This window comes from Saccharicrinis carchari (genome assembly GCF_900182605.1).
Classification (GTDB): Bacteria; Bacteroidota; Bacteroidia; order Bacteroidales; family Marinilabiliaceae; genus Saccharicrinis; species Saccharicrinis carchari.
In genome coordinates this window covers 48,414-65,244 of the sequence record NZ_FXTB01000004.1, presented here as the reverse complement: position 1 = coordinate 65,244, position 16,831 = coordinate 48,414, and the positions used below count along the sequence as shown (strand labels likewise).

Genomic DNA, 16,831 nt, shown 5'->3' with positions numbered 1-16,831 from the left:
ATTGACCATGAGTATCGACCGAAGAAATTTCCTGAAACTATCCTCCCTTGCAGCAGTTGGAATTAGTGCATCGGCTAGCCTTACCCTTTTTAGTTGCGACCATGTGTTTGATTCCGGCACCACCTTGATACCCCATGCCAGCCACTGGGGTCCTTTTAAGGCAGTGATAAAAAACGGTAAGTTAATTGGTGTGCAGCCCTTAAAGGATATTGATGCCATGCCAAACGAGATGCTTACCAAGGGTTTGATGAGCAGGGTATACGACAAAACCCGGGTAATGTACCCCATGGTGCGCAAATCGTTTTTTGAAGGGCGTGGCAGCAATACCAAGTCTCATTTAAGAGGGAAGGAACCTTTTATACGGATTACCTGGAGCGAAGCCCTAACGCTTGTAGCCGACTCCATTATACAAGTGATAAAAAAGCATGGCAACGAGAGTATTTTCAGCAGTTCCTACGGTGGATGGTCGCACGCCGGTTTTATCCGCCCCAATGTGTTGCAGGGCCGATTTTTTGGATTGATAGGCGGGCACTCCATTACCAAGGGCGATTATTCGGCCGGGGCGGCGCAGGTAGTACTTCCCCATATTATTGGCGATATGGAAACGTACTCGCCACAAAGCTCCTGGAAAACGATATACGACCATACCGAGGTTTTTGTTTTAATAGGCTGCGACCCATGGAAGAACAACCGCCTGGAGTATCGCGTTGCCGACCATCAGATGTATCCCAACTGGATAAAGTTTAAGGAAAAGGGGATACGGTTTATATCTATCAACCCCCACCGTACCAATACCGATAAAAAAATGGACGCGGAATGGATCAGGATAACGCCCAATACCGATACGGCACTTTTTCTGGCCATGAGTTATCATATATACATCAATAACTTGCACGACAAGGCATACCTGGATAAATATACCGTTGGACTGGATAAATTTGTTGCGTATTTATTGGGCAGAGATGCGGATGGTACCCCACCAAAAACACCACAGTGGGCCCAGAGCATTACCGGTATCAAAGCAGAGAAAATAGTTGAACTGGCAGAATTGTTTGCCAATAGCAAAACACAGTTTGCACCCAGTTGGGCCATTCAAAGGGCCGATCACGGGGAGCTGGCGCATTGGGCAATTATTAATTTTGTAGCTATGCTGGGTAAAATAGGTAAGCCCGGCGAAGGGGTAGGCTTCAGTTTTCATTATGGCAACGGGGGTACGCTACAGTCAGGTAAATCGATGCCCTTGGGCCTGTCGCAGGGGCGAAACCCGATTGATAAATTTTGTCCTGCTTCACGTATCATCGAGATGCTCGAAAACCCGGGTGCATCTTTCTATCGCGACGGCACCAAATACGAATATCCCGATGCGAAGCTGATATACAACTCGGGCAACAATTTTATGTCGCACCAACCGGATACCAACCGGCTGATAAAAGCCCTGAATAAGCAGGTAGAAACCATTATATGCCAGGATCCGTGGTGGTGCGCCTCGGCCCAGATAGCCGACATTGTACTGCCCGCCACCTCAACACTCGAACGTAATGGTTTGACCTCGGGCGGAACTTACAGCAACGATAAAATTTATGCCATGCGCAAGTTAATCGACCCCATTGGCGAGAGCCTGGACGATTTTGAGATATTCAGGAGGCTGGCCTATATCTTTGATGTGGAGGAGGGCTTTACCGAAGGGAAAAATATTATGCAAATTATTAGAGCATCCTACGAAAAATCGGACGCCACCATGCCATTCGAGGAATTTTGGGAAAAGGGCATTACCACTTTGCCCGTGCCCAAAGAGGCCGAGCAGTTTGTGCGGCACGGCGATTTTTACACGGATCCGGTAAATAACAAACTGCACACAAAATCGGGAAAGATAGAGCTCTATTGCCAAACCTTTGCGGAGTTCGATATGAAAAAATGTCCGCCCATCCCTAAGTTTTTGGAGCCTTTCGAATTTCTGGGAAACGCCAGGGAGGGGCAGCTGCATATTGTGAGCCCACACCCCAACATGCGCTTGCATTCGCAAATGGCCAATTCCGAAATCAGGGAAAAGGAAAACGTACAAGGTAGGCAGCATGTATTAATCAACCCAATCGATGCCAAAGCACGGCATATTGAAGACGGCGATTTAATAGAGATTTATAACGAGCGCGGTGCCAGCATTGCCGGGGCAAGGATATCCGAAGATATAAGATCCGGCGTTTTGGCCTTGGAAGAGGGCAACTGGTTGCGCTTCGACTCCAAGGGGCGGTGCAATAACGGCAGCATAAACATACTCACATCGAGCGAACCCAGTAGCGAACTGAGCCAGGCCACAACTGCCAACACTTGCCTGGTATATGCCAGGAAGTGTACCGATGCCGAGGAGAATACGGCCTACGAACCGCCATTTATTATCGAAGATAAGTATTTCTTTACCCCCCAATCCCTGGGTATAGCTTCGCAAGTAGAGCAACTGAAAAGCAAGTTCTCAGAGGCCGATATGGAACCGGGCGAACGCATCTATTACCGCAGCTGTTCGGTGTGTCATGCCCCACAGAATCCCAAAAGCTTCACCAAAAAACAGTGGTACGGAATAATTGCCAGTATGAAGGCTCGCGCAGGTCTAAAAGGAGAAGACGAAAAATTAGTGATGGAGTACGTGAAAAAGAATGCCAAAAAAGATGATTAGAGTGGAAAAAGACTAAGGAAGCGGAGTTTCTTCATCTGATCTTAATTTATTCATCTATCTAGGCTTGCGGGTGATTTGCAAGTGTTCAAAACTATTGCCGAGGAGCACCTTAGTGCCCACTTGTTTAAAGCCCGCTTTTAGGTATAACTTTTTAGCATTGGGATGATGTTTATCAACCAGTAGACCGAGGGTTTGCTGATTCCGGTTTACGATTTCGTCTATCAAAAACGTTAACATTTTAAGGCCTAGCCCTTTCCCTTGCTGGCTTGGATCTACACCGAGAGAATCAATATAAATTTCGCCTGCTTGCGTTTCGTCCTCAATTGGCAGATATGTATTAAACTGCTCGTTGATATAGTCAATCACAGGCTGGCGTAACTCTTTGAGTATAGCCCCATCGTATAAATTAACGGTTGCTATAACCTGCTCGGCTTCCTCCATTACAAAACAATTTTGATACGAGTACTGATTGTTTTCGCTTTTTATAAAGTGCAATAAAAAGTTCTTCGCCAGTTGATAATCTTTTTGTCCGATATAGGTATGGACGATATCTTCCATGGCCAGCAATATATGCTCGGCAATAGGTTCTGCATCGTTTGAATTTGCTTTTCGTATAATCATTATTTTAAAAATTTAATTTCTTATAGCCACACAAAGATTAATCGAGTTTTCTTAGATGCACTAAATAACTAATGTCATCTTTAAGTGTTCGATGATGGGCTGTAAAAAGCGTTCACTGGCGAGGTATCCGCCAAGGCCATCAAATACAAACTGAAATGCAATACAGATAAGGAGAAATCCCATAATCCGTGTAAGTGCGTCAAGCCCTGTAATGCCTAAAAACCGGGAAACAAAAGGAGCACCCCGCATAGCGAGCCAGGCCACAATTACAACAGCCACGATACCCGCCGATACGGCAAGATAACTCAGAATATCGTCCGATGAAGCCGCCATGCTGATAACTACAGAAATAGAACCCGGACCACTTAAAGAGGGCATTGCCAAAGGTGTGAAGGCAATATCTTTTTTGGTTCTCGATTCTTGTTTGGCCGCTTCGGTAATATCATCAGCATCTTTTGGATTGAGCATGCCAAAACCCACCCGCATAATGATCACTCCACCGGCAACGCGAATGGCAGGAATAGAAATCCCGAAGAAATCGATAATAAAGGCACCGGCCCAAAGAAAAACAAGCAGAATGCCTGCCATATAAAAAGCTGCCTTTAGTGCCTGTTTCTGCGACCACGCTTTGGAGTACCCGGCGGTAAGTGATAAATACAGGGGTATGGTACTAAATGGATTGGAAATTGGCAACAGTGCAAAGAAAGTAACCAGTACAATTTCAAGCATTTTTATTGGTTTTTACGTTTGTGCGGTTTTAGCTCAACACGGTGCTTTAAAAAGTAACCACAAAGAACACGATGAATACACAAAGGACACTACGAAGCATGGTGAACAATGTGCTGGCTTTGTGAACCTTGTGGTTTAAAATACAAAAAAATATTGTAGTCCGTCAAATTTAGAAGGTAACTTTATAAGGACTGTCAAATTTTACTTCACGATATGTTGATTCGTTTATTTGCGGGGCATATTGCCCAAAACAAAGCGCAGCTCGCCACCTTCGGCCATTTGTTGATGTGTTATGGTAAGCTCGTTGTAAGGTTCCCCATTTAAAAACATCTGCTGGATGTACTTATTTTCTTTGGATTGATTGTCGGCTTTTACCACAAACTGCTTACCGTTGGCCATTTTAACCGTGGCCTCGCTCACCGTTGGGGAAGTGAGATGGTACACGCCATCGGCCGGATTGACCGGGTACATGCCCATGGCCGAATAAACCAGCCAGGCCGACATTTGCCCACAGTCCTCGTTGCCGCAATAGCCGTCGGGCTCCAGGCTGTATTGCGTATCGATAATGCGGCGCACCATTTCCTGTGTTTTATGGGGCTTGCCAATGTAATTGTACAGATAGGCCACATGATGGCTCGGCTCGTTTCCGTGCGCATATTGCCCAATCATACCCGTACTAAAAATGGGCAGTTTATCCTCGGGCTTTGGGTAATAGTTGAACATGGAATCGAGCTTGGCGGAAAAACGATCATATCCTAAGGTGTCAATCAAACCTTGCACATCGTGGGGCACAAACCAAAAATACTGCCAGGCGTTGCTTTCGCAATACTCGGGACCATAATCCTTAGCTAAAAAGGGCAATATAAATTCCCCATCAACATCCTTCGGCCTGAAAAAGGTGGAAGCCGGGTCGTAAAGGTTTTTCCAGTAATCCATCCGTTGGGCAAAGGTATCATACACTTCCTGCTCGCCCATATCCATTGCCATCTGCGCAATGCACCAATCGTTATAGGCGTACTCCAGGGTTTTGGATACCGACCAGCTCTCGCCTTCACCTGTGGCGGGCACATAGCCATATTTGATGTACTGGTCTATCTGTCGCCCCTTTTCGTTGGCCGATGCCACACAGGCTTCCAGGGCTTTAGGGGCATCCATCTCAATTCCTTTAAAATAGGCATCCACAATAACGGGCACGGCATGGTAACCTATCATCATAAAGGTTTCGTTACCGGCCATGGACCATACGGGCAGCAATCCGGTTTCGTCGTAATGCGATAAAAAGGATTTAATCATATCCACCGTTTCGTCGGGGCACAGCATCGTATAAAGCGGATGGGTGGCCCTAAAAGTATCCCACAGCGAAAAGGTGTCGTATTTATTGTAACCTACTGCCTGGTGCATCTGCCCATCGGCTCCTTTGTAAAAGCCATCCACATCGCTGTGCAGCGAGGGGGTCAGGAAGCAATGGTACAGATTGGTATAAAAAAGCTCCTTTTGCTCTTGCGTGCCTTTTATTTTAATTTTAGATAGATATTCGTTCCAGGCCTGATTGGCACCTGCCACCACCTCATTAAAATCCCAATGAGCTAATTCGGTTTCCAGATTCTTTTTAGCCCCTTCGATGGAGTGCGACGACAAGGCCATTTTAATGAGCACCTGCTCACCTTCCTCCGACTTAAATTTAATTTCGGCTTTCGTATATTTGGCATTGGCTTCCTGGGCATCTACTTTTTTGCCATTGGCATAAAAGGCGATGTCGGCAATGGGCTTTGATAGCTTCATCACAAAATGCTCACGCTGATCGGGTGCCCAGCCCCGCGAATAACGGTGTCCTACAATGGTAGTTTCATCTTCTAATTTAAGGTAAGTATCCGTGGGATCGTCCCAGTTGAGTTTATACCCCAAATCGATCAATATTTTTGACTCTTCATCGGCCGGAAAGGTATAACGGTGCATTCCCACCCGCTGCGTGGTGGTAAGCTCGGCTTTGATACCGGAGCTCAATAAATCCACCGAATAATAACCCGGGGAGGCCGCCTCTGCATCATGGCTAAACATGGAATAGGGACGATAATGTTCTTGCTCCGGCCATAGGTCGGCGGTAAAACGGCTGTTATAGGGCAGCACCAAAATATCGTACAAGTCGCCCGCTCCCGTCCCCGAAAGGTGTTTATGGCTAAAACCGGCAATGGTAGAATCGGGCCAGTAGTATCCTGCAATCCTGTCCCAGCCCGGTAGTCCGTTGTCCGGACTCAGTTGTACCATGCCAAAAGGCAGCACAGCGCCCGGATAGGTATTGCCCGGCCCGTCGGTACCCACAAAGCAGTTTACATAGGATGCGAGATTGGTATCTTCCACCATTGTTTCGGTTGTGTTGGTTTGGCAGGAAAAAAATAGGCTTGCCACCAAAATTAAAACTACTGAAGTTCGAATCATTTTAAAAGGCATTTGGGATTAATAAAATTTAATGGTTTTGGATGTAAATTGATGCTGATCTAATTTCAAAATCGAAAAGAACAAAGATAGTATATCGTTGGGAGATAAAAACCTTAAATTTAGTATTATCCTACCTACGGTTTCCTTTCTTGCACCCCAATTTTAAAGCGCGTAATTAGCAACGGATAAAACTGAATCTATTAGGCAAAATTATAGTCCCAACGTATTCCCCTCCTTGAAAAAAGGAGGGGTGGATGACATTGAGGTACGAGATATCAGGCCGGGTGGTTGCTTTTCTGCCGCTTAAAAACTCATAGCCAAAAAGCAATACGTACCAATTCCCATACTCGCACCTTGGGTTGCGGTACTTCCTTTTTTTTTGAGGAAAGCGGAAGAGCCGCCATTGCATCTAATCCTCGGTGTTTTTTAAACTCTATCTTGTTCCCACCAAAAAAGAAATGTTAACCTACAAAACTGTTACCTCATCAATAAAAAACCATGAAGGATGACCTACGCCATAGTGCCAGGTGGGGCACACTTTCGTTCCCACCACCTCTACTTTGATGTATCGGGCATGTATGGCTTCGGGCGATTCACTTTTAACACCTTTAAACTTAACCGAAACAGAACGGTCTTCGGGCAAATCGTGGGTTTCCCAATGGGTATAGTTTTCACCATCCTGCGAATAGGAATAAACCACTTGTAGTGGAAAAAGAATCCATTGCCCCAGTTGGTGGAGGAAATCTGTTTCCACACTGTGGAAATTTTTGTTTTCACCTAAATCCACAACAAACGCCCCATCGATGCCTTCCCAGCCTACCCAGCTCTCCACAAAAGTAGATCCACCAAACAGACCGTCGGTTAAAGCTTTCTCGCCGACTGTTTTATATTTCCCGGTCGGTTCAATTTCGTAGGTCACTTTTGCCCCCAAAGCCAGACTTTTTTCTTCGCGGGGCATATACCGATCGCGGTATAACTCACAGTATTCCACCGGCGAATTATTGCGCTCGTTTAGTGTGGGCACCTTAAACTCTTTTACTTTCTTTTCAAAATAATCCAATTTCTCATTGATGTCATCCAGTTTTTTTTCATTTTCTGTGCGTGCAATTTCCAATTCGGAGTAGAGTAGGGGTAGCCTTGAACGTTGAACCCGCTTGAGGAAGGTCTCCTTATTGGCTACTGCTTTTTCGGCATTATCCCATAATTTTTTGTAACGGCGCATCAGCTCGGGTTTCAACATGCCGTTTTTGTGCGTTACAGGCGAGTCGTAAATCCAAAGTGGCACTCCACTGGCAATCAGAGCGCCTTCCATCACTTTTATATATTGATAGATATTGTGCCCGGCTTCACCGTAATAGCCATCCAAAAAGTGTATCATCAGCGAATCGACATCAACCTCAGGATTCCACATAAGCTTAGAAACCAGATAAGCACGAAGCTCCGGGAAATCACCACCAAGACTGCCCCCAATTTGCGAAAAGTGCATTTGCGCATTATGTTTTTTAAAGAGACGGATGTTATCCTGCAAGATATGGAAATTGGGGAATGGTGCCACAAAGTTATCGAAGTTGATGCCATAATCCCATACAAAAATATTGTTGCTGATTTCGGACCATCCTTCCATCGCTTTCATAAACTCCCGCCCCGATTCGTTTTCGGTGAGCGACACTTCCCTCATGCAGTCGATATCGCAGAGCATTATATTTACATTGGGCAATGGTTTAATGTGCTTTGGGGGATTCATGGTATAGAGGTAGGCCAGCGTAGAAAACTCTTTGTCGGGGAAGCGGACTGCCAATTTGTTTAAAAAGGTAATCAGGCTTCCGGAGAAGGCCTCTTCGTGCTCATCAATGGCGCTGCAATCATCACAAGTGCAATTGGTGTAGTTCCCGTCGTTCTGGCTGACGGAAATGATATTTTTATCCGGATTAGCTTTAAAAATAGCGTCGATTCTTTGTGCCACTATTTCAAAAACCTCCGGGTTGGTCAGGCACCATTGACTGGCCTTGCCGGGATGACGTTTTCCTTTAAAGTAGGAATAATATTCGGGATGCTCCTCGCCATATTGGTCAGAGGGCAGCAGTTTGTCGAAGGTGTGTACCCAGTAACTTTCGGCAAAAACCTCACTGGGCACTTCTATGCGATGCCACAGTTTGTACAACGAATCGTTGCGCATGGCATAACTTTGGGTTTGACGGTAGCGAAAGGCAGGATTGTCAATTTTATGAATAAGAGGAACCTCGAGTGTAGGCTGCTTTTCAAATGTGTATTCATGTTCACCAAAATAATCAATACCAAAATAATTTTCCAATAAGGTAACCACAGCATAGATTACCCCCCTGCCTTCGCCGCCAACAACCTGTACTGTATTGTCCTTTGATGAAAGATAAAAACCATCTTCTTTAATTGATTTACCAAGTAAGGACGGAAGGTTCTTCTGCGTGTTATCAATCACTACATCATTTTTTTTGATCTCAGCAAAAGAGGTCAGAATCGGTAGCTTGGCCCCGCTCATCTTTTCTACGAAGGTTTGAAGGATGTGTGCTGCTGTTTTTGAATCATTATCATCCACAGTGAGCAGGATGCGCGAGTTGGCTTTGTTGTTTTTAACCAACAAGGCCTGGCTTATCACCTGTGTAGATATTCCGAGTAATAATAAAACGACAAATAAGATGTTTTTCTTCATTTTTTAGATTTTTGATTGATTACAAAAGGTGCTTTTAACAAAGATAGTAAAAGAAAAAAGTCCACGCCCTTGTTGGACGTGGACTTGTGTTGCACTGACCGCACTCAATGAGTGTGGATTTACATTACGTGTTAAAAGTTACCTCTGTCGGCGTTGTCCCACCATATACGGGTTCCACCTTTATCACCTGAAATTCCTGTTTTGCTTGTATTGCTCTGATTCAACAATTCAATTCCGGTGTTAACCCCTTTTTCGTTGGCATCATAGGCCTGTCCGCTAAAAATAACGCGCCTAACACCTTCTTCTTTGTTTACATCGCCACCGCTTTTATTTACAAATGCTGGGAAAAAGTGAGGGTATCCGGTACGGCGCTGTTCGGCCCATCCTTCCGTTGACAATGGGAAAAGAGCCAACCATTTTTGAGTAATAATGCGCTCCAATTTTTCTTCCTTAGTAGCACCTTCGTCCCATTTAACGCTGAGTTTATTTAATGCTGGGCTGTTTAATGCCGGGTCAGCAGGATCTACAAAATCAATTTGGGTAGAGGTTCCATTGATGTAGTCATCAATCGCGCCGTCTTCATAATTGTTCACGCCAGCATAATCTCCTCTATAATCCAATTCATTCTGCATAGAAACTCGAATGCCCTGTTCATATAATTCCTGAGCAGTGGAGCTTCCGATATCCCATCGCAACTTGGCCTCAGCCAACAGGAAATAAGCTTCGGCAGCTTTCATGATGGGCAGGGGCATTGAATAGGATGAACCGTTGTCGCCCTGGATCCAACCAGAGAAGTTGGCCCAATTATTGCCTTTGGGCGGTAAACCGCTCGCAAAACGGATGCCTACATAATCGGTGCCCTCCGGCATGGTTACTTCACCTGCCTCATTTTTGATGTCACCGGTATTTTTGGTCATATATAATGGCTGGCGCGGATCATTCATGCCGCTCATAAGGGTAACCAAGTTGGCGTTAAAACCACAATCGCCCCAAGCGAACATCAGCCACATATTATTTTCCAAATTTTTGTCAATGAGGATGTCTTTATTCACAGTCGCCAAGGTGTTTGCAGCAGCTTCCGTAGCTATTTGCTTCAGATTCATTCCGGCCTCCAGTGCTTCGGGTTCTCTTTTCGATAAGCGGAGTGCTAAACGCAATTTTATGGTATTGGCAGCTTTAACCCATAAATCTGTATCACCACCGCACCATGAATCAAATGCTTGTAATTTTGCAATCTCATCGGCCTCCATCGCACTAATATCCTTGATGGCAATATCCAAATCTTCGATCATGGATTTAAAAATCTGTTTTTGGCTGTCGAATTCAAAATAGACTTCATTTTCGCCCGATAGAATTGAGCTATATGGTATAGGGCCATAAGCATCGGTAGTCATCAACGTGCCGTAGGATTGAACAACACGCATTATACCGGCTAGACCTTTGTTGCCGTCGGCATCAGATTGTGCAATTAAACGGCGTGAGTTGTTAAAGATATGCAGGTAATAATTTTCGTACATACCTCCACTGTGTCCACGGTTTTCGCCCATATCGGCATTGGTAAAGTTACCGTGCGGGGTCATAAAATATCCACCGTACATATCAATCGTCAGGTTGGTCCAAAACTGGAACATGTTCTGCTGTGGTGGATAGCAATACACCATAGGTTCAGTAAACTGGGCGTCAAACGGGAGATCGGCCGGATCTACCTGAACATCGCTGGTGTTCATTTTTTCAAAACCATCCGTACAGGATGTCAACAGACTTCCGCCAAACAGTGGAAGAACCATCAAAATTACGTATATCAAATAATTATTTCTGTTCATTTTATTAATCTTTAAAAGTTAAATTTCAAATTTAAACCAAAACTACGCGGAGTAGGCAGCGCAAACATATCTATCCCCTGCACACCGTTGCCTGTACCAGCAGATACATCAGGGTCCATTGGCGCATCTTTATGGAAAAAGAACAGGTTACGCCCTATCAAGGAAGTGGTCATGTTTTTTCCTCCTCCAAAAACATCTCGGAACGTATAACCTAAGCTTACCTCCCTCATGCGGATGTTGGTGGCATCATAAATATAGTTCTCAACGGCATAAGGGCTGTTGAAATTGCTGTTGCCCGTAGTCCTATAATATTTCTCGGCATCAAATTCTACACCATCGATGGTAACAGTGCCGGCATCCCTAGCTTCTCCGCTTCGTTTAGAAACTCCCCAGCCATCTAATGCGGCTTCGGTCATGGAGATAACTTTACCACCAAATTTGGCATCTATCAGGAATGAAAAGGTAAAGTCGTTGTAATAAAAAGTATTGGTCCATCCCATGTTAAATTTGGCATTCATATTTCCGGCATAATTCAAGTCTTCTGAGGAGTCTCCGCTCAAAACAGGTTCACCGTTATTATTTTTAATGGGTTTGCCGTTGTCGTCACGCATGATATGACGAACGTATAGATCGCCATACTCACCACCCTCTTTAAGGATGATTTTGGCTCCACCGAAATCGCTTAATGTTAAACCATTGGGTAGCTCGTCTACCAATTCCTTGATTTTATTTGTGTTGTAGGCCCCGTTAAGGCTAGTGCTCCAGCTCAGGTCGTCGTTGAACTGCTGCAACCAGCTCAGGCTAAACTCAAAACCTTGGTTTTCTACATTTCCAGCATTTACATAGCGGTTGCGTAAACCAGACTCGTAAGGTGCCGAAACTGAAAAGAACTGATTTTTAGTATTACTCTTATAATAAGTGAGGTTTGTTCTCAATCGATTGTAAAAGAATACGCCATCAAAACCAATTTCTGTAGAATACGTTTTTTCTGGTTTCAGCGTCCTGAACGGTGCGTTTTCGGGTGGAGCAATGGAACCCTGAGCACCCAAGGAATACAATAGGTTACTCATAAAAACTGGCACATCGTTACCTACAATAGAATGGCTTGCACGAATTTTGAACAAATCGATATTGCTCCCCATGTCCACAAATTTATCCAGCAAAAAGCTACCACCTATCGATGGGTAGAAGAAAGACATACTCTCGGTAAAGGCCAGGGCCGAAGACCAGTCGTTACGAGCTGTAACATCAATAAACAAACCTTCGCGATAACCAATTTGAGCTGTTCCAAAAACAGCGTTCAGGCGTCGTTCCGTATTCCAATGATCGTTCTTTTTGTACGTGGACATATTCTCGTAATAATTATTTGGAGTAAAGATGTTCGGATAATAGATATTTCCCGCACCAGGCTTTGAAAATTTCGATCCTTCTCCCCAAAGATTTACAGAAGATGTTTTGTTTTTGGTAAAACTGGAGCCTACCGTAGCCGTAAAGGTGACATCGTTAAATGTTTTATTATAGTTTATTAAAATATCGCCATAAAGCTGATCGCTAAAATAACGATTGTCTTTCATCCTTCCCATAGGATACAAATTACCAATACTTGAAGCATATGCGTTATGTACAAAATGCTCCTCACCACGCTCGTAGCGCATACGACCCAAAACGTTCAGTTCCGGTGTAATATCCCATTGGATACCACCCCCGAATTCGTAGCGATTACGGTCGGTAACGGGAGTTTGTCTGTTCAGCATCCAGTAGGGGTTTCCAAATTGTTGCAGCCCCACATTAGTCCAGTTCTGTACGTTGGCTCCCCGCTCTGGATCGTAAACCTCATATTCTGCCTTGTATCCGTTCCAGTCTTCGCCCCGGGGAAATAAATAGGCACCCGTCAATGGGTTCCATAAATATCCGGCAGCAGCCTGATTGGTAATGTGTTGATTGGTGAATCGGGAAGAGAAATCCACATGTACCGAATTAAATAAATCAAAACCAAGCTTAGCATTCAAGTTGTGGCTCCTATAATCATTTTCAGGGGTTATGCCGTTTGAGTAAACATTGGCATACGAAAAGTATGATTGCATATTTTCGCCTCCTCCGTTAATTGCGATGGAGTTATTGGTGGTGTAACCTGTCTTGAAAAATTCTTTAGCGTAGTCGGGGGCACTGCTAGTCAACTTATCGCCCCAACTGAATGTTCCATTGTCGCTCACGCCATATGAATTTTGAAATTCCGGTGTAATCATCGCACTTTCTATGGTAGTATTGCTGGACACGTTTACGGAAACCATGCCCTTTTGAGCCGATTTAGTAGTGATCATTATGGCTCCGTTGGCAGCTACCGCACCGTATAGTGCAGCGGCCGATGCCCCTTTCAATAAGGTAATCTGTGCAATGTCGTCGGGATTTATCGTGGACATGGCGTCCCCCCCATCTCTTTCGCCTCCGTAATTGGTGGCAACTTGATCATTCGTAATGTTCATCATCAAGGGCACCCCGTCAACTACTATTAAAGGTTGATTGCTGCCGCTAATGGATTTATTACCGCGAAACAAAATTTTTGAAGCACCACCGGCCCCCGTAGAGTTAGGCGTAATGCTTAATCCAGCACTTTTACCTTGAAGCGAGTTAATCATGTTAACGCTTTTGACGTCGTTCACATCTTTTCCTCCAACTGTTTGTGCTGAATAGGTTAAAGATTCCGATTGCCGTTTAATTCCCATTGCAGTAACGACCACTTCGCCAAGGCCGAACGCACCGGAAGACAGACTCACATTAATTACAGTACGGTCACCCACAATTTCCTCATGCGTTTCCATTCCTATAAACGAATACTGAAGTACGTCCTCAGGATTTGCTTCCAATACGTACTGCCCATCAATATTTGTGATGGTACCAGTGGTAGTACCCTTAATTACCACTGTAGCCCCAATCAAAGGGTCTGAGCCATCCTCGGTGACTACACCGGTAACTCTTTGTTGCGCCCAGAGGGCGTTAATGCTTGCTCCCATAAAAATGAGAACAATTGAAAATAGAATACTTTTCATAAATAAATTTGTTTGTAAAATTAGAATAAAATTATTTGTGATTAATTACTATGATAAAAATGACTATTAGACTAATATGTTTAAATTTTCAATTGTCGACGTAAAGTTATACTGTAGCAATGTAATACTGCATCTTAGTGGATACCACTGAATTCCTCCATCAAAGATCAACCATCCCTTCAATAAAAAATGGGAGGGAAGATCCACCTTTGCTGTGAATCCTATTCTATAATGTGAATTAATGTGTTTAGGACATGTTTTTTCTTAAAAAGAGGATAGATTGCTGATATTGATGTGCCAAATGACCTCTGGTCGTTTAAAGTGTCAGATGGGTTTGGTTATAATCCTTATCCAACCCTGAAAAACACTCATATGGCATAAAAACACACCTGACTAAACCCAATTCTCCGCTCCTTACCCTTAACTCTGAAGCTTTAGTTTAGGAGCACGTTGCTGCACTGTCTGTTTCTCGAAAAAAAAGAGAAGAGCAGTCTCCGTTAACCTTCCTTTCGACAAAGTTCTATATCGAATTATTTTTTGTAAACTCGATTATTTCGGAGATACGGCCAAAGGCTATACCTACCACTGTATCGGCAGCTCCATAATACACCACCACTTTACCTTCCTCATCGTGTAACGATGCACAGGGAAAAATAACGTTGGGCACATCACCTGCCAATTCGTAATCCTTGGCCGGAGCCAACAGGTAAGGCTGTGTGCGATACAGCACTTTATCGGGTTGTTCCAGATCTAACAATGCCGCTCCCATAGAGTAACGGAATCCATTACAGGTTTTGATAACACCATGATAGAACATCAGCCAGCCCTCGTCGGTTTTGATGGGTACACCGCCGGCACCCACTTTAAGGCACTGCCAGGCGCTGTCCTCAAAAGCGGTCACCTTTAATACAGGACGGTGCTCGCCCCAGTATTTCATATCCGGACTGTAACTCATGAAAATATCGCCGAATGCCGTATGCCCATTGTCGCTGGGTCGGCTCAACATGCAGTATTTACCGTTTACTTTTTCGGGAAGTAGCACACCGTTACGGTTAAAAGGCAAAAAGGCATTTTCACACTGAAAGTATTCCTTAAAATCGTAGGTATAAGCAATGCCGATGGTTGGCCCATGATAACCGTTGCACCAGGTTACCCAATATCTGTCCTCAATAAAAGTAACACGGGGATCATATTTATAATCGGAATCAATCATTTGGGTATTACCGGCTTTCATCACAATGGGATCGGGTTCAATGTCCCAGTTAATGCCGTCCTTGCTAAAACCGGTATGGATATTCATTTGCACCGCTTTGTTGTCGCAACGGAACACACCGGCAAAGCCATCTTTATAAGGTACCACGGCGCTGTTGAATATACTGTTTGAAGTAGGCGTATCGTAACGGCCGATAATAGGGTTTTGCGAATATCGCCACATAACATCCTTACAACCTTCGGGACGTTCTTCCCACGGTATTGCTTGTGTTGAAATCATAGTTTTACTATTAGTTATTTTAATATTTATAAGATTATTGATCCTCTTTGTCGGCATCGGGATAAGTGAAAGGCACAAAATAGGCTACCAACAGAGAAGGTATGGTGGCTATCATTACCCAAATAAAAAATATATTATACCCCAATAAATCACTGAGGTAGCCACTTCCCATCGATGGTATCATCACGCCCAGGTTCATGATTCCCGTAGCAAAGGCGTAGTGGGCCATTTTGTATTTACCCGGTGCTATTTGCTGCATCATAAACAACATAAGCCCTACAAAGCCAAAGCCATAGCTCAAGTACTCCACAACCACGGCCGTGGTGATCAGAAAAAGACTGTCGGGCTGATAGTACGACAGATATATGTAAACGGCATAGGGGACGTTAAAAACCAAAGCCAGTTTGAACAGCACATTTTTGAGTCCGCGCGATGCGATATAATAACCGCCCAGCAAGGAACCGATCACAAAGGCCACAGAACCAAAAGCACCATAAACCAATCCAATTTGCTTAGTGGTCATCCCCAGGCCACCATCGGCCACGGCTGCCTTAAAAAACAGCGGGACCATTTTTATGGCAAAGCCCTCGGCAAAGCGGTACAGGATGATGAACATGATATACCAAAGGATATACTTTTTTTGGAAGAAGGTCCTTAGCACATCCCATAGTGTCTCGAAACCCTCTTTCAAGGATTGTACTTCGGTAGCCTGTCCACCCCCGGGCAGCATTTTAATATGGTACAAGCCCAACAAAAACATTACTGCGCCATAGATTCCCATCACCACCATCCAGGCCGTCGTTATGCCCATGGTTTCTTCCAGTTCGCCGGCCAGATAAACAAAACCACCGCCCGACACCAGTTTGGCCACATTATAGGCCGCGCCCTGCCAACCGATGAACCTGGCCTGCAGCTTCGGCGACAACACACTCAGGTAAACGCCGTCGGTGGCAATATCGTGGGTTGCACCGCTTATAGCAATAAGGCCCAACAAGGCGATGGAATATCTAAAATAATTTTCCAAAGGCAGCGACAGGGCCACCAGGGCAAAGGTCATCCCCGTAACTATTTGGGTGGCCACCACAAAGTGCTTTTTCGTTTTGAACATCTCCAACACCGGGCTCCACAAGAACTTTAAAGTGTAAGGGATCATGATGAGCGATGTCCAAAAGGCAATTTGACTATCGCTGACCCCCATGCTTTCATACATCAGGGCCGATGCCTGTGCGATCGCAATAAAGGGCAGACCCATCGCAAAATAAACACTCGGGATCCAGAGGCCAGGATTTATTTTTCGCGGTTCAATGTCAAAATTCTTTCTTGTCATAT

At 44.6% G+C, this 16,831-nt stretch carries 9 protein-coding genes; 1 reads left to right on the top strand and 8 read right to left on the bottom strand.

Annotated elements, in window-relative coordinates; all coding sequences use genetic code 11:
- The first annotated feature begins 7 nt into the window (after positions 1-7).
- A complete protein-coding gene (locus FN809_RS09080) occupies positions 8-2,668 on the top strand; it encodes a molybdopterin-dependent oxidoreductase (protein WP_142533206.1) in 2,661 nt (886 codons plus the stop codon).
- Positions 2,669-2,722: 54 nt separating this feature from the next.
- Here the strand turns inward: FN809_RS09080 and FN809_RS09075 are convergent, their stop codons facing one another.
- From FN809_RS09075 to FN809_RS09040, 8 genes are all read right to left on the bottom strand, one after another.
- On the bottom strand, positions 2,723-3,289 hold the full coding sequence (locus FN809_RS09075; protein ID WP_142533205.1) for a GNAT family N-acetyltransferase: 567 nt from the start codon (positions 3,287-3,289) through the stop codon (positions 2,723-2,725).
- Positions 3,290-3,349: 60 nt separating this feature from the next.
- Complete coding sequence (locus tag FN809_RS09070) at positions 3,350-4,018, bottom strand: MarC family NAAT transporter (protein WP_142533204.1); 669 nt, start codon at positions 4,016-4,018, stop codon at positions 3,350-3,352.
- Positions 4,019-4,243: 225 nt separating this feature from the next.
- The gene (locus FN809_RS09065; RefSeq protein WP_221929394.1) at positions 4,244-6,454 is read right to left on the bottom strand and encodes a GH92 family glycosyl hydrolase; all 2,211 of its coding nucleotides are present in this window, start codon (positions 6,452-6,454) and stop codon (positions 4,244-4,246) included.
- Positions 6,455-6,920: 466 nt separating this feature from the next.
- Positions 6,921-9,140 (bottom strand): DUF4838 domain-containing protein, encoded by a 2,220-nt coding sequence (locus FN809_RS09060; protein ID WP_142533202.1) that lies wholly within the window; start codon positions 9,138-9,140, stop codon positions 6,921-6,923.
- A 131-nt stretch (positions 9,141-9,271) separates the two neighbouring features.
- Positions 9,272-10,963, bottom strand: a complete 1,692-nt coding sequence (locus tag FN809_RS09055) for a SusD/RagB family nutrient-binding outer membrane lipoprotein (RefSeq protein WP_142533201.1) — start codon at positions 10,961-10,963, stop codon at positions 9,272-9,274.
- Positions 10,964-10,974: 11 nt separating this feature from the next.
- A complete protein-coding gene (locus FN809_RS09050) occupies positions 10,975-14,010 on the bottom strand; it encodes a SusC/RagA family TonB-linked outer membrane protein (RefSeq protein WP_142533200.1) in 3,036 nt (1,011 codons plus the stop codon).
- 520 nt (positions 14,011-14,530) lie between these two features.
- Positions 14,531-15,502 (bottom strand): glycoside hydrolase family 130 protein, encoded by a 972-nt coding sequence (locus FN809_RS09045; RefSeq protein ID WP_142533199.1) that lies wholly within the window; start codon positions 15,500-15,502, stop codon positions 14,531-14,533.
- 34 nt (positions 15,503-15,536) lie between these two features.
- Entirely contained in the window at positions 15,537-16,829 is a 1,293-nt protein-coding gene (locus FN809_RS09040; protein ID WP_142533198.1) for an MFS transporter, read from the bottom strand.
- Between the last annotated feature and the right edge of the window lie 2 nt (positions 16,830-16,831).

Coding starts and splice junctions, on each gene's coding strand:
- FN809_RS09080 (WP_142533206.1), top strand. CDS start 8: ATGAGTATCGACCGAAGAAATTTCCTGAAACTATCCTCCCTTGCAGCA.
- FN809_RS09075 (WP_142533205.1), bottom strand. CDS start 3,289: ATGATTATACGAAAAGCAAATTCAAACGATGCAGAACCTATTGCCGAG.
- FN809_RS09070 (WP_142533204.1), bottom strand. CDS start 4,018: ATGCTTGAAATTGTACTGGTTACTTTCTTTGCACTGTTGCCAATTTCC.
- FN809_RS09065 (WP_221929394.1), bottom strand. CDS start 6,454: ATGATTCGAACTTCAGTAGTTTTAATTTTGGTGGCAAGCCTATTTTTT.
- FN809_RS09060 (WP_142533202.1), bottom strand. CDS start 9,140: ATGAAGAAAAACATCTTATTTGTCGTTTTATTATTACTCGGAATATCT.
- FN809_RS09055 (WP_142533201.1), bottom strand. CDS start 10,963: ATGAACAGAAATAATTATTTGATATACGTAATTTTGATGGTTCTTCCA.
- FN809_RS09050 (WP_142533200.1), bottom strand. CDS start 14,010: ATGAAAAGTATTCTATTTTCAATTGTTCTCATTTTTATGGGAGCAAGC.
- FN809_RS09045 (WP_142533199.1), bottom strand. CDS start 15,502: ATGATTTCAACACAAGCAATACCGTGGGAAGAACGTCCCGAAGGTTGT.
- FN809_RS09040 (WP_142533198.1), bottom strand. CDS start 16,829: ATGACAAGAAAGAATTTTGACATTGAACCGCGAAAAATAAATCCTGGC.